Here is a 17,553-nt window from a genome sequence, read left to right on the forward strand (position 1 = left end):
GGAAGTTATTTGTCGCGTTCAATTACGAAGCTTGCCAGCGCCTGCAATGCTGTGGTGTCTAACGATTGCGCCGCAAGAATATCCAGCGCGCTCAGCGCTTGCTGGTGAAGCTCCCTGGCTTTCGCTCGGGCATTGTCGAGCCCCAGCAGCGACGGGTAAGTGCTTTTATCCAGATCCTGATCGGCGCCCTGTTTTTTGCCGGTGATGGCGCTATCGCCTACCACATCAAGAATATCGTCTTGTACCTGAAACGCGAGGCCGATGGCGTCGGCGTAGATATCCAGCGCTGGCAGCGCGTCGCGTCCGCGCTCGCCCGCCGCTAACGCGCCAAGGCGCACGGCGGCGCGGATCAGCGCGCCGGTTTTATGGCGATGGATCTGCTCCAGCTGTTCCAGCCCGACCCGCTGGCCTTCCGCCGCCAGGTCGAGCGCCTGGCCGCCGCACATGCCCGCGACGCCGCTGGCACGCGCCAGTTCGGCAATCATCGCGATGCGGCTGGCGTCGCTGACGCCCGGCATCGGCTCGTCCGCCAGGATAGAAAACGCCAGCGTTTGCAGCGCATCGCCGGCGAGTATCGCGGTATCTTCGCCATACTTGATATGACAGGTCGGCTGGCCGCGACGCAACGCATCGTCATCCATCGCGGGCAGGTCGTCATGGATCAGGGAGTAGGCGTGAATGCATTCCACGGCGGCGGCGGGCGCGTCAAGGCTCGCTGGATCCGCGTTGAACATTTCGCCGGTGGCGTAGACCAGAAAGGGGCGCAGGCGTTTACCGCCTAATAGTGCCCCATAACGCATAGCGTTAACCAGAGGAGAACTCTGAAAGGGAAGCGGCGCTAATAAGCGAGACAGCGCGGCATTGGCTCGCTCCGGATAAAGGCTCAGCAGGTGAATAAAATCCATTACTCTTTTTCCGGCGTGAAGGGGCTGAGATCGGCGTCTTTATCGTCGCTGAGCAGAATGCGTACGCGCTGCTCGGCCTGTTGTAACGTTTGCTGACCGTTGCGCGCCAGCTGTACGCCGCGCTCAAACTCATTCAGCGCCTCTTCCAGCGGCAGCTCGCCGCTCTCGAGCCGGCTGACAATCTGCTCCAGCTGCTGCAAGGAGGTTTCAAAACTAGCGGGCTGTTCGGCTTTTTTCGGCATATTCAGTGTCGACTCACGTGTAAGACTTTCTCTCGTAATCGGTCATGGTAGCGGAGAGCGTTTGATTAGCAAAATAATCAATGTGACTGCGGTTGCAGAAGCAGTCACCCGACAAAGGTGGTATACTCTCGCGCCTCGGATGCGGCTGCGCCCTTTAGCCCGCAATTTTTGTGATTTTACCAGCTAAGTGCCGCTCGCTCGCACTTATTTGCCCAACGAATTCGTGTCGCCATGAAGTTTATCATCAAGTTATTTCCCGAAATCACCATCAAAAGTCAGTCGGTGCGGTTGCGCTTTATTAAAATTCTCACCAGCAATATTCGCAACGTGCTGAAAACCGTCGGCGACGATATCGCCGTGGTGCGCCACTGGGATCACATCGAAGTCCGGTCGAAAGACGAAGGGCTGCGCGGCGTGATTGTGGATGAGCTCACCCGCATTCCCGGCATTCATCACGTGCTGTCGGTCGAAGATCGCAGCTACAGCGACGTGCACGATATTTTCGAGCAGACGCTGGCGCAGTATGGCGAGAGCCTGCAGAACAAAAGCTTCTGCGTGCGCGTTAAGCGCCGCGGTAAACATGAGTTTAGCTCGCAGGACGTAGAGCGCTACGTCGGCGGCGGCCTGAATCAGCATATTGCCAGCGCGAAGGTTCAGCTGAACAAGCCCGACGTCACCGTGCATCTCGAAATCGACGACGATCGGCTGATGCTGATCACCGGCCGCTATGAAGGGCTAGGCGGTTTCCCCATCGGCACGCAGGAAGATGTGCTGTCGCTGATCTCCGGCGGCTTCGACTCCGGCGTCTCCAGCTATATGCTGCTGCGCCGCGGCTGTCGCGTGCACTACTGCTTCTTTAATCTCGGCGGCGCAGCGCACGAAATCGGCGTTCGCCAGGTGGCGCACTATATCTGGAACCGCTTCGGCCGCTCGCACCGCGTGCGCTTTGTGGCGATCAACTTTGAACCGGTGGTCGGCGAAATTCTGGAAAAAGTGGATGACGGCCAGATGGGCGTGGTGCTGAAGCGCATGATGGTGCGCGCCGCGTCGATGGTCGCTGAGCGCTACGGCGTGCAGGCGCTGGTGACCGGCGAAGCGCTGGGTCAGGTCTCCAGCCAGACGCTGACCAACCTGCGCCTGATCGACAACGCCTCCGATACCCTGATCCTGCGTCCGCTGATCTCGCACGATAAAGAGCACATCATCAAAGTGGCGCGCGAGATTGGCACCGAAGATTTCGCCAGCACCATGCCGGAATATTGCGGTGTCATCTCTAAAAGCCCGACGGTGAAAGCGGTTAAGGCGAAGATTGAAGCGGAAGAGCAAAACTTCGACTTCGCTATTCTGCAGCGCGTGGTGGAAGAGGCGAGCAACGTTGATATCCGCGACATCGCCGAGCAGGCCGAAGAAGAAGTCGTGGAAGTGGAAACCGTCGACTCGTTCGGCAGCGACGATGTGGTGCTGGATATCCGCGCCATCGACGAACAGGAAGATAAGCCGCTGGCGCTGCAGGGCACCGAGGTGAAATCGCTGCCATTCTATAAGCTAAGCAGCCAGTTCGGCGATCTCGACCAGAGCAAGACCTGGCTGCTCTACTGCGATCGCGGCGTGATGAGCAAGCTGCAGGCGCTCTATCTGCACGAGCAGGGCTTCAAAAACGTGAAGGTTTATCGTCCGTAATGAAAAAGGCTGCGCATAGTGCGCAGCCTCAGACTGCTTGCAACCTGAAATGCGGGTGACATGGACAGAAGAGCAAAGCGTCCCGCGTAAGGGACTGCGCGGGTCGAGCTGTCAGGGATGACGTTTTTTGCGTCTTTGCGATCGGGCCATGGCACCTGCATCGGCACCTGATGAACAAGCTACTCGCTGTAATCGTAGATGCCCGCCGCCAGCACCAGCTGGGACGCTACCTCCGCCGCTTTCTCTTTTCCCGCCAGCAGATCGATGAGCTTAAGCGCGAAATCCATCGCCGTGCCCGGCCCCTGGCTGGTCAGCAGATTGACGCGCGGATCCCACACCACGCGTCTTTCCATCCACTTCTCCGCCGGGATCGTCTCTTTTAAGCCGGGAAAGCCGGTCATATTGCCCACCGGAAAGAGGTCGTGCGGCACCAGTACCGTGCCGGCCGCCGCGCAGATCGCCGCGACGATGCGGCCAGAGAGGTGGAACTGGCGCACCGTTTCCACCAGCAGCGGACTATCGCGGAAGGTTTCCGCGCCTTTCAGACCGCCCGGCAGCACGATCGCCGCGTAGTCATCATCGGCCACCTCCACCAGCGGCGCATCCGCCAGCAGGCGCACGCCGCGCGAACAGACGATTTCGCGCGTGCCGTCGCTCTCCACGCTGGCGGTGACGACTTTCAGGCCGCCGCGCACCAGCAAATCGATAGTGGTGACCGCCTCGGTCTCTTCACTGCCATGTGCCAGGCAAACGAGAACTGGCGTGTTCGCGGTCATAATGGGACTCCTTGCGTTTTACGAGCTCATAAAGGCGAGTGTTTTCCGGCACTGCGATGCCCTGCGCGCGCGCGCGTCGCAGCAGAAAGCCGGAGATATAATCGATTTCAGTCAGACGCTGCGCGCGCACGTCCTGCAGCATAGAGGAGGTATTGGCCGCGGTGGTTTCAATCACGTTGTAGACAATGTCCCGCAGGCTGTCGGCGTTGATGTGCTGGCCTTCTCGCTCCATCACCCAGCTCAGCTCCTGGCAGAGCAGATCGATCTGCTCGGGCCAGGCGCGCAGCGCGCCGTTCTGGCAGTCGTGCTCCACCGTTAGCGGGTTGATGATGCAGTTGACCGCCAGCTTGCGCCAGCAGGCGGCGGCGATATTGTCGTGCCAGGCGACGTCCGGCAGCGCCGCGTGCAGGATATCGGCGAGGTCGCTAAAAGCCGCGCTTTTCCGGTTTGCCGGGCCGATATGCGTAATGCCGCTGGCGACATGTTTGATCACCGTGCCGTCGCGCATCGCCGCATGCGTGGTGATGCCGCGCAGCAGCGGCTGGCTCAGGCCTTTCAGCTCTTCCAGCGTACCCATGCCGTTGTGCAGCAGCAGCACCGGACAATCGTCCGACAGCACGCTCTGCAGATTGCGCAGCGCGGGCGAAACCTGCGGCGCTTTGAGCGTCACCAGCAGCAACTGGCTGGCGGCCAGAAACAGCGGGTCGTTGGCGATAAAGGTGTTGTTGCTCACCTGCCCCTGGTAATCAATCACGTTGACGGAACAGTAGGGCTGCGGCACGCGCAGCCATCCCTGCACTTCGTGGCCCTGGCGCGCCAGGGCGGCGAGCCAGACCTGGCCAATAGCGCCACAACCCAACACGGTAATCTTCATACTGCCTCCCGTATCCGGGTTTGTCGTTTGTTCTGTTATACACAGCGATAGTAAGTATAGCGTTGTGCGCAGCCTGATTTTGTTTAGTGCGGCAAGACGCGTATTATGCATGTCACTTTAGCGTCAGGAGAAGAAGAGATGCCATCTTTCGATATCGTTTCAGAAGTCGACATGCAGGAAGTCCGCAACGCGGTCGAAAACGCCAACCGTGAATTAACGACCCGCTTCGATTTTCGCAACGTGAGCGCCAGTTTCGAGCTCAACGAAAAGAATGAAACCATCAAAGTGACCAGCGAGTCCGATTTTCAGGTGAAACAGCTGGTGGATATGCTGCGCGAGAAGATGCTCAAGCGCGGCATCGAGGGCGCCGCGCTTGATATCCCCGAGGAGATCGAGCACAGCGGCAAGAGCTGGAGCGTCGATGCCAAAATGAAAAAGGGCATTGAGAGCGAAGTCGCGAAGAAGATCGTGAAGCTGATCAAAGACAGCAAGATCAAGGTGCAGACGCAGATTCAGGGCGATTCGCTGCGCGTTACCGGCAAATCGCGCGACGATCTGCAGAGCGCGATGGCGCTGGTGCGCGGCGGCAATCTTGGCCAGCCGTTCCAGTTTAAGAACTTCCGCGATTAATCCTCTTAAGGCGTGCGGCGGCCGATCTGCTGCACGCTTTGCTTACTGCCTCTCTCGCCCCGTTTATTTCCTCTTCCCTCTGCGTTAAATCAATATGCTTAGCGGCAAAGGTGTGCAACTCTCTTGATGAAACCCTCAACAGGAGAGAGAAGTCATGAAAATGATGAAAGCTGCCGTGGTTAAGGCGTTTGGTGCACCGCTGGTTATTGAGCAGGTGCCGATACCAGAAGTTGGCGCAGGGCAGGTGCTGGTCAAAATTGCGGCAACCGGCGTCTGCCATACCGATCTTCATGCGGCGGAGGGCGACTGGCCCGTCAAACCCGTGCCGCCTTTTATTCCCGGTCATGAAGGGGTGGGCGAAGTCGTGGCCGTCGGGGCGAACGTCACTCACCTCAAGCTGGGCGATCGCGTCGGCGTGCCCTGGCTCTATTCGGCGTGCGGGCACTGCGAGCACTGCCTTGATAGCTGGGAGACGCTCTGTCATGAGCAGAAGAATGCGGGGTATTCGGTTAACGGCAGCTTTGCGGAGTATTGCCTGGCCGATGCCAACTATGTCGGCATTTTGCCTGATAACCTCGATTATGCCGAGGTTGCGCCGATCCTTTGCGCAGGGGTCACGGTCTACAAGGGCTTGAAAATGACAGAGGCCCGGCCTGGAAACTGGGTGGTGATTTCCGGTATCGGGGGCCTGGGTCATCTGGCGGTGCAGTACGCGGTGGCGATGGGGCTTAACGTGGCTGCGGTAGACGTGGACGATGAGAAGCTGGCTTTTGCGCAGCGTCTCGGTGCCAGCGTCGTGGCAAACGCACGTAAAGACGACCCAGCGAAGATGTTTCACGCGCAGTTTGGCGGCGCACATGCGGCGCTGGTCACCGCCGTGTCGCCAGCGGCCTTTGAACAGGCTATCGGCACGCTGCGGCGCGGCGGGACCATGGTGCTCAACGGGCTGCCGCCGGGTAAGTTCGATCTCTCTATCTTTGATATGGTGCTGGACGGTATCACGGTGCGTGGCTCTATCGTGGGTACCCGAAAAGATTTGCAGGAGGCGCTCGATTTTGCCGGACGCAATAAGGTGAAAGCGACCATTGCCGTCGAGCCGCTGAGTAATATCAACTCTATCTTTGAGCGTATGCACGCCGGAAAAATTGAGGGGCGGATCGTGGTGGATATGTCGCTTTAACGCTGGCGTGAAAAGCAAAGAACCGGCGCAAAGCCGGTTCTTTTGTGTCATCGCGAAGAAGCCCGTGTGCGCTAGCTGCTTGCCAGCAGCGCCTCCAGCTCAGGGCGACTGGTGACCTTGCTGTCGATCTTAATATAGGCGCTTTTCTCTTCCGGCACGATCAACACTGCTGATACGCCCGGCTGGGCTTTCAAACGCTGTTCCAGATTCGGCACCGCCAGCGCGTTGTCACTCAGCACGATACGCAGGCTGCTGACGTAGGGCGGCTCCTGCATGGTCATGGCGACGAACAGCCAGACCGCCGCCACGATGGCGCCCACCAGAAACACCGTCTGCGCGTCGAAATGGCCGAATACCCAGCCGCCGAGGCTGCCGCCAATCGCCACGCCGATAAACTGGCTGGTGGAATAGAGCCCCATCGCCGTGCCTTTATAGCCGGCCGGCGACTCTTTGCTCACCAGCGACGGCAGAATCGCCTCCATCAGGTTAAAGGCGAGGAAAAAGAGCTGCACGCCGATCACCAGCGTCCAGAAGTGGCCTTCCGCGCCCCACAGCACGATCTCTGCAATGACGATCAAACCGACGCAGGCGACGAATACCCGCTTCATGCGGCGCTTTACCTCGGCGTAAATAATAAAGGGCACCACGCCGACAAAGGCGATCAGCATCGTCACCAGATAGATTTTCCAGTGTTCGGCAGCGGGCAGCCCCGCCTGCTCGAACTGGCCGGGCAGGGCGACGAAGCTGGACATCAGCAAAATATGCAGGCAGAGAATGCCAACGTTGAGTTTGATCAGGCGCGAATTGCCGAGCACCTTGCGGAAGCTGCCTTTCACCATACCCGATTCGCGGTTCAGCACATGGCCGGGCGCGCTCGGCACCACCAGCAGGGTAATCACGATACCCAGCGAGGCGAGAATGGCGATCATCCAGAACAGCGCGTGCAGGCCGAGCGCGTGGGTAACGATGGGGCCGACCACCATTGCGATTGCGAAGGTGACGCCGAAGCTGATGCCGATAAAGGCCATCGCCTTGGTGCGGTTCTGTTCGCGGGTCAAATCAGAGAGCAGCGCCATCACGGCGGCGGCGATTGCGCCGGAGCCCTGCAGCGCGCGGCCGAGAATGATGCCCCAGATAGAGGTGGTGGTTGCGGCGATAATACTGCCGAGGACGAACAGCAGCAGGCCGCCGACGATCAGCGGCTTGCGGCCGATGCGGTCAGACATCAGGCCGAAGGGAATTTGAAAGATCGCCTGCGCCAGACCGTAGATGCCGATTGCCAGGCCGATAAGCGTTTCACTTGCGCCCTGAAGGGCCATGCCGTAAGTGGTTAATACCGGCAGGACCATAAACATGCCCAGCATTCGCAGGGAAAATACCGTGCCCAAACCCCATGTGGCGCGAAGCTCCACCGGCGTCATTTTATTATCGTTCATTCCAACCTCTGTAAGTTTGCCGTATCTATTTTAGGGAGCAGGGCAGGGCGGGTAAAATAATAGTGTTTAAGAAGTGGTAACAAAAAGAAAGGGCGCGAAATCGCGCCCTTAGCATGCATGGCCGTGCGGCATTACCACACGTAGGTCAGCAGATCTTTTGACGCCGGGGCCATAAAGTCCACCGACATCATGACGCTCAGCGCGGTGATGGCCACGATAGAGAAAACGAACAGCTTACGCGCCCAGACACGATCGTTCGAGGTCTTGTAACCTGACAACGCCATTCCCAGCCACCATACGCTTACGGCCGCCGCGACCAACAGATACTTATAGCCCGCGTAGCCGCCCAGCGACAGCATCAGCGTGGCGATCATAAACGCCAGAATGTAGAGCGTAATATGATTCTTCGCCACGGAGATGCCTTTCACCACCGGCAGAACCGGGATGTTCGCCGCCTGGTAATCTTTAAAGCGGAAGATGGCAATCGCATAGGAGTGCGGCATCTGCCACAGGCTAAAGATCGCCAGCAGGATCAGCGCGCCGGCATCAAACTGGTTGGTGACGGCGCAGTAGCCGATCACCGGCGGCGCGGCGCCAGACAGGCTGCCAATCAGCGTCCCGTATACCGAGTGACGCTTCATGTAGAGACTGTAAACGCCGACGTAAACCACGAAGCCCATGACCGCCAGCCACATGGCCAGCGGATTGGCACCAAAGTAGAGCAACGCAAAGCCAGCAATACCTAGCGCGGTAGCATAAATCAGGCTTACTTTCGCGGAGATGAGGCCTTTAACCAGCACTCGATTCCTGGTTCTTTCCATCTTTACGTCGATATCGCGGTCGATCACGTTGTTGAAAACACAACCTGAGGCGACAACCAGCGACACGCCGATCAGCGAGGCGAGAAACAGGGCGTAATCAATGCTGCCTTTCGAAGCCAGCAGAAATCCGCCGATCACAGAAATTAAATTCCCGAAAATAATTCCTGGTTTTGTTACTTGCAGGTATTGCTTAATCATTACGCGCGACTCTTTAGTGAACCATCATGTTGTAGTTGAGGTTCCACATAATCCACAGCGAGCCAACCACGACGATCAGAATAATAATCGCCGAGAAGACGATGGCTATCATGTTCCAGCCGCCTTCGGACTTGGTGTCCAGATGCAAAAAGTAGATCAGGTGAACAACGACCTGAATGACTGCGCAGGCAACAACGACGCCCAGGGTCATACCTTGAGATGACTCGCCGCTCATCACCATCCAGAACGGAATACCGGTCAGGATGACAGAGAGGATGAAGCCGATCATGTAGGACTTCACGCTGCTGTGCGGAACGACGTTTCCGTTAGCTGAATGACTCATTACATGACTCCCATCAGATAGACAATGGTAAATACGCAGATCCAGACCACATCCAGGAAGTGCCAGAACAGGCTCAGGCACAGGATACGGGTATGGTTAGTCGACGTCAGCCCACGTTTGGCAATCTGGAACATCAGTACCAGCATCCAGATCAGGCCGCAGGTAACGTGCAGGCCGTGGGTGCCTACCAGGGTAAAGAAGCCTGACAGGAAGCCGCTGCGATTCGGGCCGAAGCCTTCTTCGATCAGATGATGGAACTCGTAGATCTCCATGCAGATAAAGCCAAGACCGAACAGGAAAGTCAGCGCCAGCCAGCTAAGGACCGAGCTTTTCTTGTCGTGGTTCATGGCGATAACCGCCATGCCGTAGGTGATGGAGCTCAGCAGCAGCAGCGCTGTTTCGCCCAGAACGAACGGCAGTTCGAAGATGTCTTTGCCTGCCGGGCCACCGGCAGTGCTGTTGACCATAACTGCATAGGTCGCAAACAGGGTTGCGAAGATAATGCAGTCACTCATCAGGTAGATCCAGAAGCCAAAGACTTTATTGGCTCCTGCATCGTGATGCCCATGCTCCGCATGGGCGTCGTGGTGGTGTTTTGTCAGAGTTTCAGTCGACATTATTTCAGACCCGCTTTGCTAATATCGTCAAAGTGCTGCTTTTCGATCTTCTCAATCTCGGCAACCGGAACGTAGTAGTCCACGTCTTCGTCGAAGCTCTTCACAATCCAGGTCACGATCATGCCCAGGAAGCTCAGGCCAGCCAGCCACCAGATATGCCAGATTGCGGCAAAACCGAATACCGTTGCGAAGGCTGCGATCACGATAGCCGCGCCGCTGTTCTTCGGCATATGAATCTCTTCATATTTCGCCGGCTGCTTGTACGCTTCGCCTTTCTCTTTCATTTCCCAGAACGCGTCGCGCTCGTGGATATGCGGGATAGTGGCAAAGTTGTAGAACGGCGGCGGTGAAGAGGTTGCCCACTCCAGCGTACGACCGCCCCACGGGTCACCGGTCAGATCGCGGTTCTGATGACGGTCACGCACAGAGACGTAGAACATGATCACCTGGCTGATGATACCGCACGCGATCAGCGCTGCACCCACGGCGGCAATAACCAGCAGAGAGTGGAACTGCGGATCGATATCCTGGCTCAGACGACGGGTCATGCCCATGAAGCCCAGCACATAGAGCGGCATAAAGGCAACGAAGAAGCCGATGATCCAGAACCAGAAGGCGCGTTTGCCCCAGGTTTCGTTCAGGGTAAAGCCGAAGGCTTTCGGGAACCAGTAGGTCACGCCAGCCATACAACCGAATACCACGCCGCCGATGATGACGTTATGGAAGTGCGCAATCAGGAACAGACTGTTGTGCAGCACGAAGTCCGCACCCGGCACCGCCAGCAGAACGCCGGTCATACCACCTACAGAGAAGGTGACCAGGAAGCCTACGGTCCACAGCATGGCAGAGTGCATCACGATGCGACCCTGATACATGGTGAACAGCCAGTTAAAGATTTTCACGCCGGTCGGGATGGCGATAATCATCGTCATAATACCGAAGAAGGCGTTAACGTTCGCGCCCGCACCCATGGTGAAGAAGTGGTGCAGCCAGACGATGAACGACAGTACGGTAATGGCGATAGTTGCCCAAACCAGTGAGGTGTAGCCAAACAGACGTTTTTTCGAGAAGGTCGCAGTGACTTCAGAGAAGACGCCAAATACCGGCAGAACCAGGATGTACACTTCCGGATGACCCCAGACCCAGATCAGGTTGACGTACATCATCATGTTACCGCCCATATCATTGGTAAAGAAATGGAAGCCAAGGTAACGATCAAGCGTCAACAGCGCCAGGGTCACGGTCAGAACCGGGAACGCAGCGATAATCAGGACGTTGGTGCAAAGAGAAGCCCAGGTAAATACCGGCATTTTGAACAGGTCCATGCCCGGCGCACGCATCTTCAGAATGGTCACGAAGAAGTTGATACCGGTCAGCGTGGTCCCGATACCGGAAAGCTGGAGACTCCAGATCCAGTAATCGACCCCGACGCCAGGACTGTACTCCGCGCCTGAAAGCGGCGGATAGGCCAGCCAGCCGGTCTGTGCAAACTCGCCCACGCCCAGCGACAGGTTAACCAGGATCACACCGACCGCAGTAAACCAGAAGCTCAGGTTGTTCAGGAACGGGAATGCAACGTCGCGCGCGCCGATTTGCAGCGGAACCGCGATGTTCATCAGACCTACCACGAAAGGCATCGCCACGAAGAAGATCATAATCACGCCGTGCGCGGTAAAGATCTGGTCGTAGTGGTGCGGTGGAAGTATGCCAGCTTCCCCGGCGGAAGCCATTACCTGCTGGGTACGCATCATGATGGCATCGGCGAAGCCGCGCAGCAGCATGACGAACGCCATGATGATGTACATGATACCCAGTTTTTTATGGTCGACGGAGGTAAGCCATTCCGACCACAGGTACTGCCATTTACCAAAGTAGGTTAGGGCAGCGATGATTGCCAGACCACCAATGATGATCCCGGCAACCGTAACCATGATAATCGGCTCATGGTACGGCACTGCATCCAGTGTTAATTTTCCGAACATCGTATTATTCCTCGGCTCCCGCGGAAGCGGTGTGACTCATGTCCATGCCTTCGTGCTGAGACATGTCCATCTTCCCGTGGCTGGTCATGAACTTAGCGATAACTTGCTTGAACAGTTCAGGATTCGCTGAAGAGAAATATTCCACCGGATGATTTTCGCTTGGCACAGCGACTTTCTCGAAATCTTCCATGGTGGTCAGCGTGTTAGGCGCCGCTTTAACTTTGGCGACCCACTGCTGGAATTCCGCATCGTCCTTGGTTGCAATGGCTTTGAACTTCATACCAGAGAAACCTCGACCACTGAAGTTCGAGGAAATACCGTCGAACGTTCCTGGCTCGTTGGCGATCAGGTGCAGTTGGGTCTGCATGCCCGCCATGGCGTAGATCTGGCTGCCGAGCGTCGGAATAAAGAAGGAGTTCATAACGGAGTTAGAGGTAATTTTGAAGCTCACCGGCGTGTTAGCCGGGAAAGCGATCTGGTTAACGGTGGCAATACCCTGTTCCGGGTAGATAAACAACCATTTCCAGTCCAGCGCCACCACTTGGATCTCAACCGGCTTCACGTCAGAGGCCAGCGGTTTGCTCGGCTCCAGCGCGTGGGTTGATTTCCAGGTCAGCACGCCGAGGAAGAGAATGATCAGGATCGGAATGGTCCAGACCACGGCTTCGACTTTGTTAGAGTGCGACCAGTTGGGGCTGTACTTCGCTTCAGTGTTGGATGCACGATATTTCCATGCAAACACCACCGCCATCAAGATTGCCGGAATAACGACGATCATCATTAAGCCGAAGGCTGTCAGAATCAACGAACGTTGCTCAAGTGCAATCTGTCCCTTGGGATTTAACAACGCATTATCGCAGCCACTCATTAACAAAGTGCCTGCGATTAATGACAAAATCCCCAAACTTTTATTGTATTTCCTGAGTCTCATTTAACGACCTCAATGACAAAGGGCTTATTGTCGTTTAAGTGTGCGCGCATTTTACGGGAAGGTTTATGCAGTGTAAACCAGCATAAGGATGTGTCAGCAGCGTGTTGACACCTTTTGCTAAGGGTGTCACAGATGTTGCCTGGGGTAATAAATTATTAACTGCGACAAGCAGTTGGCACTAATATAACAAAAACCAATGAAAGTATCCTTAAAGAAAACAGGGAAAGAATAAACCTTACTTTTGATACCCAATTCTTTAACAAATCTGCATCATTTGAGTGATGAAATTTATACAAAATAATTGCGCACCGGTTTTTAATATATTCGCTGAATGCAAAAATGGGATCTTAATATTTCCAGGAAAATAACACTGGATGACAAAGTTTAACTTTTGCCGCCCGTCAAGGCGGCCCGATTAATTTTCCCGTTGAAATAATAACGGGTGTGAATTAAAGCGGCTGCGCCGCGCTTTTCCGCTGCGCTATGTAGTCAAGCGTCACGCCGCCGCATACCGCCAGCGCCAGCAGCGCCATACCGGCTTCGAACAGCGCGCCCGGCACGCTCTCCAGCCGCCACAGCCCCAGCGCCTGACACGCCAGCGTCGTCAGCCAGAGCGCGATAACAGCGCATCCGACGCAGAACAGGCGCGTCGTCCAGCGGTAGCCGGCGGCGAAACGCGTGCGCGTCAGGAAGCGCTCGCTGTTTTGCGCTTCGTTCAGGGTGTCGCGACAGAGCAGCAGTAGCAGCAGGCCGGGCAGCGCCGCCAGCACGGTGAAAGCGTAGAAGGCAGGCCAGCCCCAGATCTCAACCAGCCAGCCGGCCGCCGGGCCGACATAGACGCGGCCAACCGCCGACAGCGCGGAGAGCAGGGCGAACTGCGTGGCGGAAAATGCTTTGTTGCACAGGGTCATCAGCAGCGCGACGAACGCTGCCGTGCCCATGCCGCCGCACAGATTCTCCACGAAGACGGCGCTGGCCATGCTCCATAGATGCGGCGGCGTCACCGCCAGCAGCCAGTAGGCGAAATTCGAGACCGCCTGCAGCACGCCAAAAATCATCAGGGCGCGGAACAGGCTCAGGCGCTGCATCAGCACGCCGCCGTAGAGGGCACCGACAATGGTCGCCAGCAGGCCGAGCGTTTTGTTCACCAGCCCGACGTCGCCGGCGTTGAAACCGACGCCGCGGATCAGGAACGTGGTGGTCAGCGAGGCGGCGAAGGCGTCGCCCAACTTATAGAGCACGATAAGGGTAATCAGCAGCCAGGCGTTGTTGCGCTGAAAAAAGTCCTTCAGCGGCAGCGACACCGCCTCGCGCAGCGAATGCGGCGTGGCGGCGCGCGTATCGGGCTCTTTCGCCATCAGGGTGGCGATAAGCGCTGGCACCATCAGCAGCGCCATCAGCCAGTAGGTCGCCTGCCAGCCGAGATAGCGATCCGCCAGCCAGAGCGCGAGTCCGCCGGAGACCAGCATCGCCAGCCGGTAGCCGAGCACGGTGATGGCGGCGCCGCTGCCGCGCTCTTCCGGCGGCAGCACGTCGGTTTTCCACGCGTCGAAGACGATATCCTGTGAAGCGGAGCAGAAGGCGACCAGCACCGCCAGCGCGGCGAGCAGCGTCAGGTCGCGCCCGGGCTGCATAAAGCCCATGGCGATAATCCCGGCGATCAGCGCCAGCTGCGTTAGCAGCAGCCAGCCGCGGCGGCGCCCGAGAAACGGCGGCGTAAAGCGGTCCATCACCGGCGACCAGAGAAATTTAAAAACGTACGCCTGGCCTACCAGCGAAAAAAAGCCGATGGTTTTGAGATCGACATTTTCCACCGTCATCCACGCCTGCAGCGTGCCGGCGGTCAGCGCCAGCGGCAGGCCTGAGGCAAAGCCCAGCAGCAGTAAAACTGCGGCGTTTCGTTGAGTGAAGATGCGAAGATAGTGATTCATGCTGACCCTGAAGCGATGCCCGGCGGTGCGCCGGGCATAGAGTGCGGCGGATTAATGCGCGTTCTGCTTGATGAAGTTGTTGATGCTGGTGTCTTGCGCCATATCGGCGATCACGTCGCCCAGCGTCGAGTTCACAGCCTTAGTGATCTTGTCGTTGGTCGCGCTGAAGGCGCCTTCTACGCTATAGGTCTGGCGATAGTTCTTCACCTGCTTGTTGCCGTTCTTCGCGGTGGCGATAATCGAGATATCCGCTTTGGTGGTGATGCTGTAGCGCACGTTGCCCTGGGTCACGTCCGCATAGAGGTTATTCACCACGATCTGCAGATCGACGGCGCCTTCCGGTCCGATCATATAGCCGCGTGCGGTCATCTGCTTCTCCAGCACTTCCTGCAGCAGGAAGCGCAGATCGCGGGACGGCGTCAGGGTAACCAGCTGGCCGTCGCGATTGACTTTCGCCAACGCCTGGTCGCTGCGCTGATCGGCGCCGTTGATGCTGACGGTCACGCCCATCAGGCTTGGATCCTGCTGCGGCAGTTCGATTTTCGGCTGAATGGTCAGCGTATTGCTGTTAGTGGCGCAGCCGGCCAAAATGAAGGCGGCCAGCAGGGGAAATAACAGTTTTTTCAACATGCTTATTCTCATTAATGTTGTGGGTTGGTTTGCAAAAACTGCGGCCATCATAGCATTGCGCGGCAGTGAAAAAAGCCCTTGAGAAGGGGAAATTCGCGGTAACCGCCTTTTTTATACGCTAAGAAAAATCCGGGCATTGACCCGCACCCGCGCTGCGCTATCATGCCGGTCGGCTTAAACGGCGGCGGAAATATTTTCACACATTTATACGGATGCGTCTGAAAACCTACTAATATTTAACCAGATGGGGCACAGCGCTCGCCATTGAGGAAAGAGACAATGATTCGCGAACAGATTGAAGAGAAGCTGCGCCTGGCTTTTGAGCCGGCTCATCTGGAAGTGCATGACGAAAGCTATCGTCACAATGTCCCGGCGGGTTCCGAAAGCCACTTCAAGGTGGTTATCGTCAGCGACGTATTCGCTGGTCAGCGCTTTCTGGCGCGCCACCGGGCGATTTACGGCGAGCTCGCCGCCGAGCTGGCAGGCAGCGTTCACGCGCTGGCGCTGCATACCTATACCCTGAAAGAGTGGGAGGGATTGCAGGATACCGTGCTCGCCTCGCCAAACTGCCGCGGTGCCGGCACCCTAGCCTGATCCCTTCCCGATTTTGAAAAACGGCCTGCGGGCCGTTTTTTTTCATTATTTAGCGATAAACGCGATCTCCGGCGCAAAAAAGCAGCAAAGCCGCTAAAAAGTGGTGAGTTTACAGCCTCGACTCACCAGGGCGATGCCGCTATAATGCTGCGTCTATTTTTCCGGAATGTCTTCGGGACGCTTCTGGTGACAGGGATCAGGTTCTCTTAATGGAAGCCGTCCCGGTTGTTGGATACGGCGCATTGCATAATGTGTGGTGTCTGAAGTTGACCGAGCACGCGATTTTTTGAGGTAACAAGATGACAGTTTCAGTAGAAACCACGCAGGGTCTGGGCCGTCGCATTACGATTACTGTCCCCGCTGACAGCATCGAAAGCGCAGTGAAGAAAGAACTGGTGGAAGTGGCGAAAAAAGTCCGTATCGATGGTTTCCGTAAAGGCAAAGTGCCGGCCAATATCATCGCACAGCGCTACGGCGCTTCTGTTCGCCAGGACGTGCTGGGCGAGCTGATGACGCGCAACTTCGTTGACGCCATCATCAAAGAAAAAATCAATCCGGCTGGCGCGCCGAACTACGTGCCGGGCGAATATAAAGAAGGCGAAGATTTTACCTACGCGGTCGAATTCGAAGTCTATCCGGAAGTTGAACTGCAGGGTCTGGACAGCATCGAAGTAGAAAAACCGCTGGTGGAAGTGACCGACGCTGACGTCGACGCCATGCTGGACACCCTGCGCAAGCAGCAGGCCAACTGGAAAGAGAGCGATGCGGCGGCAACGGCCGAAGATCGCGCGACCATCGACTTCAGCGGTTCAGTCGACGGCGAAGAGTTCGAAGGCGGCAAAGCCTCTGACTTCGTGCTGGCTATGGGCCAGGGCCGTATGATTCCGGGCTTCGAAGAGGGCATCGTGGGTCATAAAGCGGGCGAAACCTTCACTATCGACGTGAAATTCCCGGAAGACTACCACGCGGAAAACCTGAAAGGTAAAGACGCGAAGTTCGACATCGTGCTGAAGAAAGTTGAAACGCGCGAGCTGCCGGAGCTGACTGAAGAGTTCATCAAGCGTTTCGGCGTAGAAGATGGTTCTATCGAAGGTCTGCGCGCCGAAGTGCGTAAAAACATGGACCGCGAGCTGAAAGGCGCCATCCGCAACCGCGTGAAAACGCAGGCGATCGACGGCCTGGTAAAAGCCAACGACATCGACGTGCCGGCTGCGCTGATCGACAGCGAAATCGACGTACTGCGTCGCCAGGCTGCACAGCGCTTCGGCGGCAACGAGAAGCAAGCGCTGGAACTGCCGCGCGAGCTGTTCGAAGAGCAGGCGAAACGCCGCGTTGTCGTAGGTCTGCTGCTGGGCGAAGTGATTCGCACCCATGAGCTGAAGGCTGACGAAGCGCGCGTTAACGCCCTGATCGAAGAGATGGCGTCCGCTTACGAAGATCCGCAGGAAGTGATCGAGTTCTACAGCAAAAACAACGAGCTGATGAACAACATGCGCAACGTCGCGCTCGAAGAGCAGGCGGTCGAAGCCGTTCTGGAAAAAGCGAAAGTGACTGAGAAAGCGACCAGCTTCCAGGAACTGATGAATCAGACCACCGCTGCCTGATCGCTGATTTAACCAGAAGTGCTGAGCCCGCGGCTGCAAAGTCGCGGGCTTTTTTGTTTTTCCGACGTCGTCGGCGCTCTTCCGTGGCTATTCGCTTAATAAACCGGCAAATTATTCACGTTGCGCTTTTTCCAGGTTAGCGAATAGAGAAAAGGTTGTTATGCTTGAAACAGCAGGGC

17 protein-coding genes are annotated in these 17,553 nt (G+C 56.9%); 5 read left to right on the forward strand and 12 right to left on the reverse strand.

Annotation, left to right across the window (positions count from 1 at the left end; all coding sequences use genetic code 11):
• Positions 1 to 5: 5 nt before the first annotated feature.
• Positions 6 to 905 carry a (2E,6E)-farnesyl diphosphate synthase gene (gene ispA, locus HA46_RS09720; RefSeq protein ID WP_033788794.1) on the reverse strand — a complete coding sequence of 300 codons (900 nt, stop codon included), beginning with the start codon at positions 903 to 905 and terminating at the stop codon, positions 6 to 8.
• Positions 905 to 1,147, reverse strand: coding sequence for an exodeoxyribonuclease VII small subunit (xseB, locus tag HA46_RS09725; RefSeq protein WP_033752728.1), 243 nt, complete (start codon positions 1,145 to 1,147; stop codon positions 905 to 907). Before xseB ends, ispA begins: the two co-directional genes overlap by 1 nt.
• Before the next feature lie 231 nt (positions 1,148 to 1,378).
• Here xseB and thiI point away from each other — a divergent pair, with 231 nt between their 5' ends.
• The gene (gene thiI / locus HA46_RS09730) at positions 1,379 to 2,827 is read left to right on the forward strand and encodes a tRNA uracil 4-sulfurtransferase ThiI (protein WP_084883936.1); all 1,449 of its coding nucleotides are present in this window, start codon (positions 1,379 to 1,381) and stop codon (positions 2,825 to 2,827) included.
• A 179-nt stretch (positions 2,828 to 3,006) separates the two neighbouring features.
• Here the strand turns inward: thiI and yajL are convergent, their stop codons facing one another.
• Positions 3,007 to 3,603 carry a protein deglycase YajL gene (gene yajL / locus HA46_RS09735; RefSeq protein ID WP_084883938.1) on the reverse strand — a complete coding sequence of 199 codons (597 nt, stop codon included), beginning with the start codon at positions 3,601 to 3,603 and terminating at the stop codon, positions 3,007 to 3,009.
• Positions 3,557 to 4,477: a 2-dehydropantoate 2-reductase gene (gene panE / locus HA46_RS09740; RefSeq protein ID WP_084883941.1), complete on the reverse strand. Its 921-nt coding sequence runs from the start codon at positions 4,475 to 4,477 to the stop codon at positions 3,557 to 3,559. Before panE ends, yajL begins: the two co-directional genes overlap by 47 nt.
• 138 nt (positions 4,478 to 4,615) lie before the next feature.
• Between panE and HA46_RS09745 the strand changes: the two genes are divergently transcribed.
• Complete coding sequence (locus HA46_RS09745) at positions 4,616 to 5,107, forward strand: YajQ family cyclic di-GMP-binding protein (RefSeq protein WP_033788798.1); 492 nt, start codon at positions 4,616 to 4,618, stop codon at positions 5,105 to 5,107.
• A 154-nt stretch (positions 5,108 to 5,261) separates the two neighbouring features.
• Positions 5,262 to 6,287 carry an alcohol dehydrogenase AdhP gene (gene adhP, locus HA46_RS09750; protein ID WP_084883944.1) on the forward strand — a complete coding sequence of 342 codons (1,026 nt, stop codon included), beginning with the start codon at positions 5,262 to 5,264 and terminating at the stop codon, positions 6,285 to 6,287.
• A 71-nt stretch (positions 6,288 to 6,358) separates the two neighbouring features.
• Here the strand turns inward: adhP and HA46_RS09755 are convergent, their stop codons facing one another.
• The 8 genes from HA46_RS09755 to HA46_RS09790 form a co-directional block, all read right to left on the reverse strand.
• A complete protein-coding gene (locus HA46_RS09755; protein ID WP_033788800.1) occupies positions 6,359 to 7,723 on the reverse strand; it encodes an MFS transporter in 1,365 nt (454 codons plus the stop codon).
• Between the two features lie 131 nt (positions 7,724 to 7,854).
• The gene (cyoE, locus tag HA46_RS09760; RefSeq protein ID WP_084883946.1) at positions 7,855 to 8,742 is read right to left on the reverse strand and encodes a heme o synthase; all 888 of its coding nucleotides are present in this window, start codon (positions 8,740 to 8,742) and stop codon (positions 7,855 to 7,857) included.
• 13 nt (positions 8,743 to 8,755) lie between these two features.
• A complete protein-coding gene (locus tag HA46_RS09765; RefSeq protein WP_033788801.1) occupies positions 8,756 to 9,085 on the reverse strand; it encodes a cytochrome o ubiquinol oxidase subunit IV in 330 nt (109 codons plus the stop codon).
• A complete protein-coding gene (locus tag HA46_RS09770; protein WP_033752718.1) occupies positions 9,085 to 9,702 on the reverse strand; it encodes a cytochrome o ubiquinol oxidase subunit III in 618 nt (205 codons plus the stop codon). Before HA46_RS09770 ends, HA46_RS09765 begins: the two co-directional genes overlap by 1 nt.
• On the reverse strand, positions 9,702 to 11,684 hold the full coding sequence (gene cyoB, locus HA46_RS09775) for a cytochrome o ubiquinol oxidase subunit I (RefSeq protein WP_033788802.1): 1,983 nt from the start codon (positions 11,682 to 11,684) through the stop codon (positions 9,702 to 9,704). Before cyoB ends, HA46_RS09770 begins: the two co-directional genes overlap by 1 nt.
• Positions 11,685 to 11,688: 4 nt before the next feature.
• Positions 11,689 to 12,615, reverse strand: a complete 927-nt coding sequence (cyoA, locus tag HA46_RS09780) for a cytochrome o ubiquinol oxidase subunit II (protein WP_033788803.1) — start codon at positions 12,613 to 12,615, stop codon at positions 11,689 to 11,691.
• Between the two features lie 449 nt (positions 12,616 to 13,064).
• Positions 13,065 to 14,546, reverse strand: coding sequence for a muropeptide MFS transporter AmpG (gene ampG, locus HA46_RS09785; RefSeq protein ID WP_084883948.1), 1,482 nt, complete (start codon positions 14,544 to 14,546; stop codon positions 13,065 to 13,067).
• 51 nt (positions 14,547 to 14,597) lie between these two features.
• A complete protein-coding gene (locus tag HA46_RS09790; RefSeq protein WP_033788805.1) occupies positions 14,598 to 15,176 on the reverse strand; it encodes a lipoprotein in 579 nt (192 codons plus the stop codon).
• A gap of 279 nt (positions 15,177 to 15,455) precedes the next feature.
• Between HA46_RS09790 and bolA the strand changes: the two genes are divergently transcribed.
• Together bolA and tig are read left to right on the forward strand one after the other, a co-directional pair.
• Positions 15,456 to 15,770, forward strand: a complete 315-nt coding sequence (gene bolA, locus HA46_RS09795; RefSeq protein ID WP_033752711.1) for a transcriptional regulator BolA — start codon at positions 15,456 to 15,458, stop codon at positions 15,768 to 15,770.
• A 299-nt stretch (positions 15,771 to 16,069) separates the two neighbouring features.
• Positions 16,070 to 17,374 carry a trigger factor gene (gene tig, locus HA46_RS09800; RefSeq protein WP_033788806.1) on the forward strand — a complete coding sequence of 435 codons (1,305 nt, stop codon included), beginning with the start codon at positions 16,070 to 16,072 and terminating at the stop codon, positions 17,372 to 17,374.
• The last annotated feature ends 179 nt before the right edge of the window (positions 17,375 to 17,553 follow it).

The sequence above is a fragment of the Pantoea septica genome, from assembly GCF_002095575.1.
Lineage (GTDB): Bacteria > Pseudomonadota > Gammaproteobacteria > Enterobacterales > Enterobacteriaceae > Pantoea > Pantoea septica.

Bases quoted from the DNA above. Each gene is read 5' to 3' on its own strand.
- ispA (WP_033788794.1), bottom strand. From the start codon at position 905: ATGGATTTTATTCACCTGCTGAGCCTTTATCCGGAGCGAGCCAATGCC.
- xseB (WP_033752728.1), bottom strand. From the start codon at position 1,147: ATGCCGAAAAAAGCCGAACAGCCCGCTAGTTTTGAAACCTCCTTGCAG.
- thiI (WP_084883936.1), top strand. From the start codon at position 1,379: ATGAAGTTTATCATCAAGTTATTTCCCGAAATCACCATCAAAAGTCAG.
- yajL (WP_084883938.1), bottom strand. From the start codon at position 3,603: ATGACCGCGAACACGCCAGTTCTCGTTTGCCTGGCACATGGCAGTGAA.
- panE (WP_084883941.1), bottom strand. From the start codon at position 4,477: ATGAAGATTACCGTGTTGGGTTGTGGCGCTATTGGCCAGGTCTGGCTC.
- HA46_RS09745 (WP_033788798.1), top strand. From the start codon at position 4,616: ATGCCATCTTTCGATATCGTTTCAGAAGTCGACATGCAGGAAGTCCGC.
- adhP (WP_084883944.1), top strand. From the start codon at position 5,262: ATGAAAATGATGAAAGCTGCCGTGGTTAAGGCGTTTGGTGCACCGCTG.
- HA46_RS09755 (WP_033788800.1), bottom strand. From the start codon at position 7,723: ATGAACGATAATAAAATGACGCCGGTGGAGCTTCGCGCCACATGGGGT.
- cyoE (WP_084883946.1), bottom strand. From the start codon at position 8,742: ATGATTAAGCAATACCTGCAAGTAACAAAACCAGGAATTATTTTCGGG.
- HA46_RS09765 (WP_033788801.1), bottom strand. From the start codon at position 9,085: ATGAGTCATTCAGCTAACGGAAACGTCGTTCCGCACAGCAGCGTGAAG.
- HA46_RS09770 (WP_033752718.1), bottom strand. From the start codon at position 9,702: ATGTCGACTGAAACTCTGACAAAACACCACCACGACGCCCATGCGGAG.
- cyoB (WP_033788802.1), bottom strand. From the start codon at position 11,684: ATGTTCGGAAAATTAACACTGGATGCAGTGCCGTACCATGAGCCGATT.
- cyoA (WP_033788803.1), bottom strand. From the start codon at position 12,615: ATGAGACTCAGGAAATACAATAAAAGTTTGGGGATTTTGTCATTAATC.
- ampG (WP_084883948.1), bottom strand. From the start codon at position 14,546: ATGAATCACTATCTTCGCATCTTCACTCAACGAAACGCCGCAGTTTTA.
- HA46_RS09790 (WP_033788805.1), bottom strand. From the start codon at position 15,176: ATGTTGAAAAAACTGTTATTTCCCCTGCTGGCCGCCTTCATTTTGGCC.
- bolA (WP_033752711.1), top strand. From the start codon at position 15,456: ATGATTCGCGAACAGATTGAAGAGAAGCTGCGCCTGGCTTTTGAGCCG.
- tig (WP_033788806.1), top strand. From the start codon at position 16,070: ATGACAGTTTCAGTAGAAACCACGCAGGGTCTGGGCCGTCGCATTACG.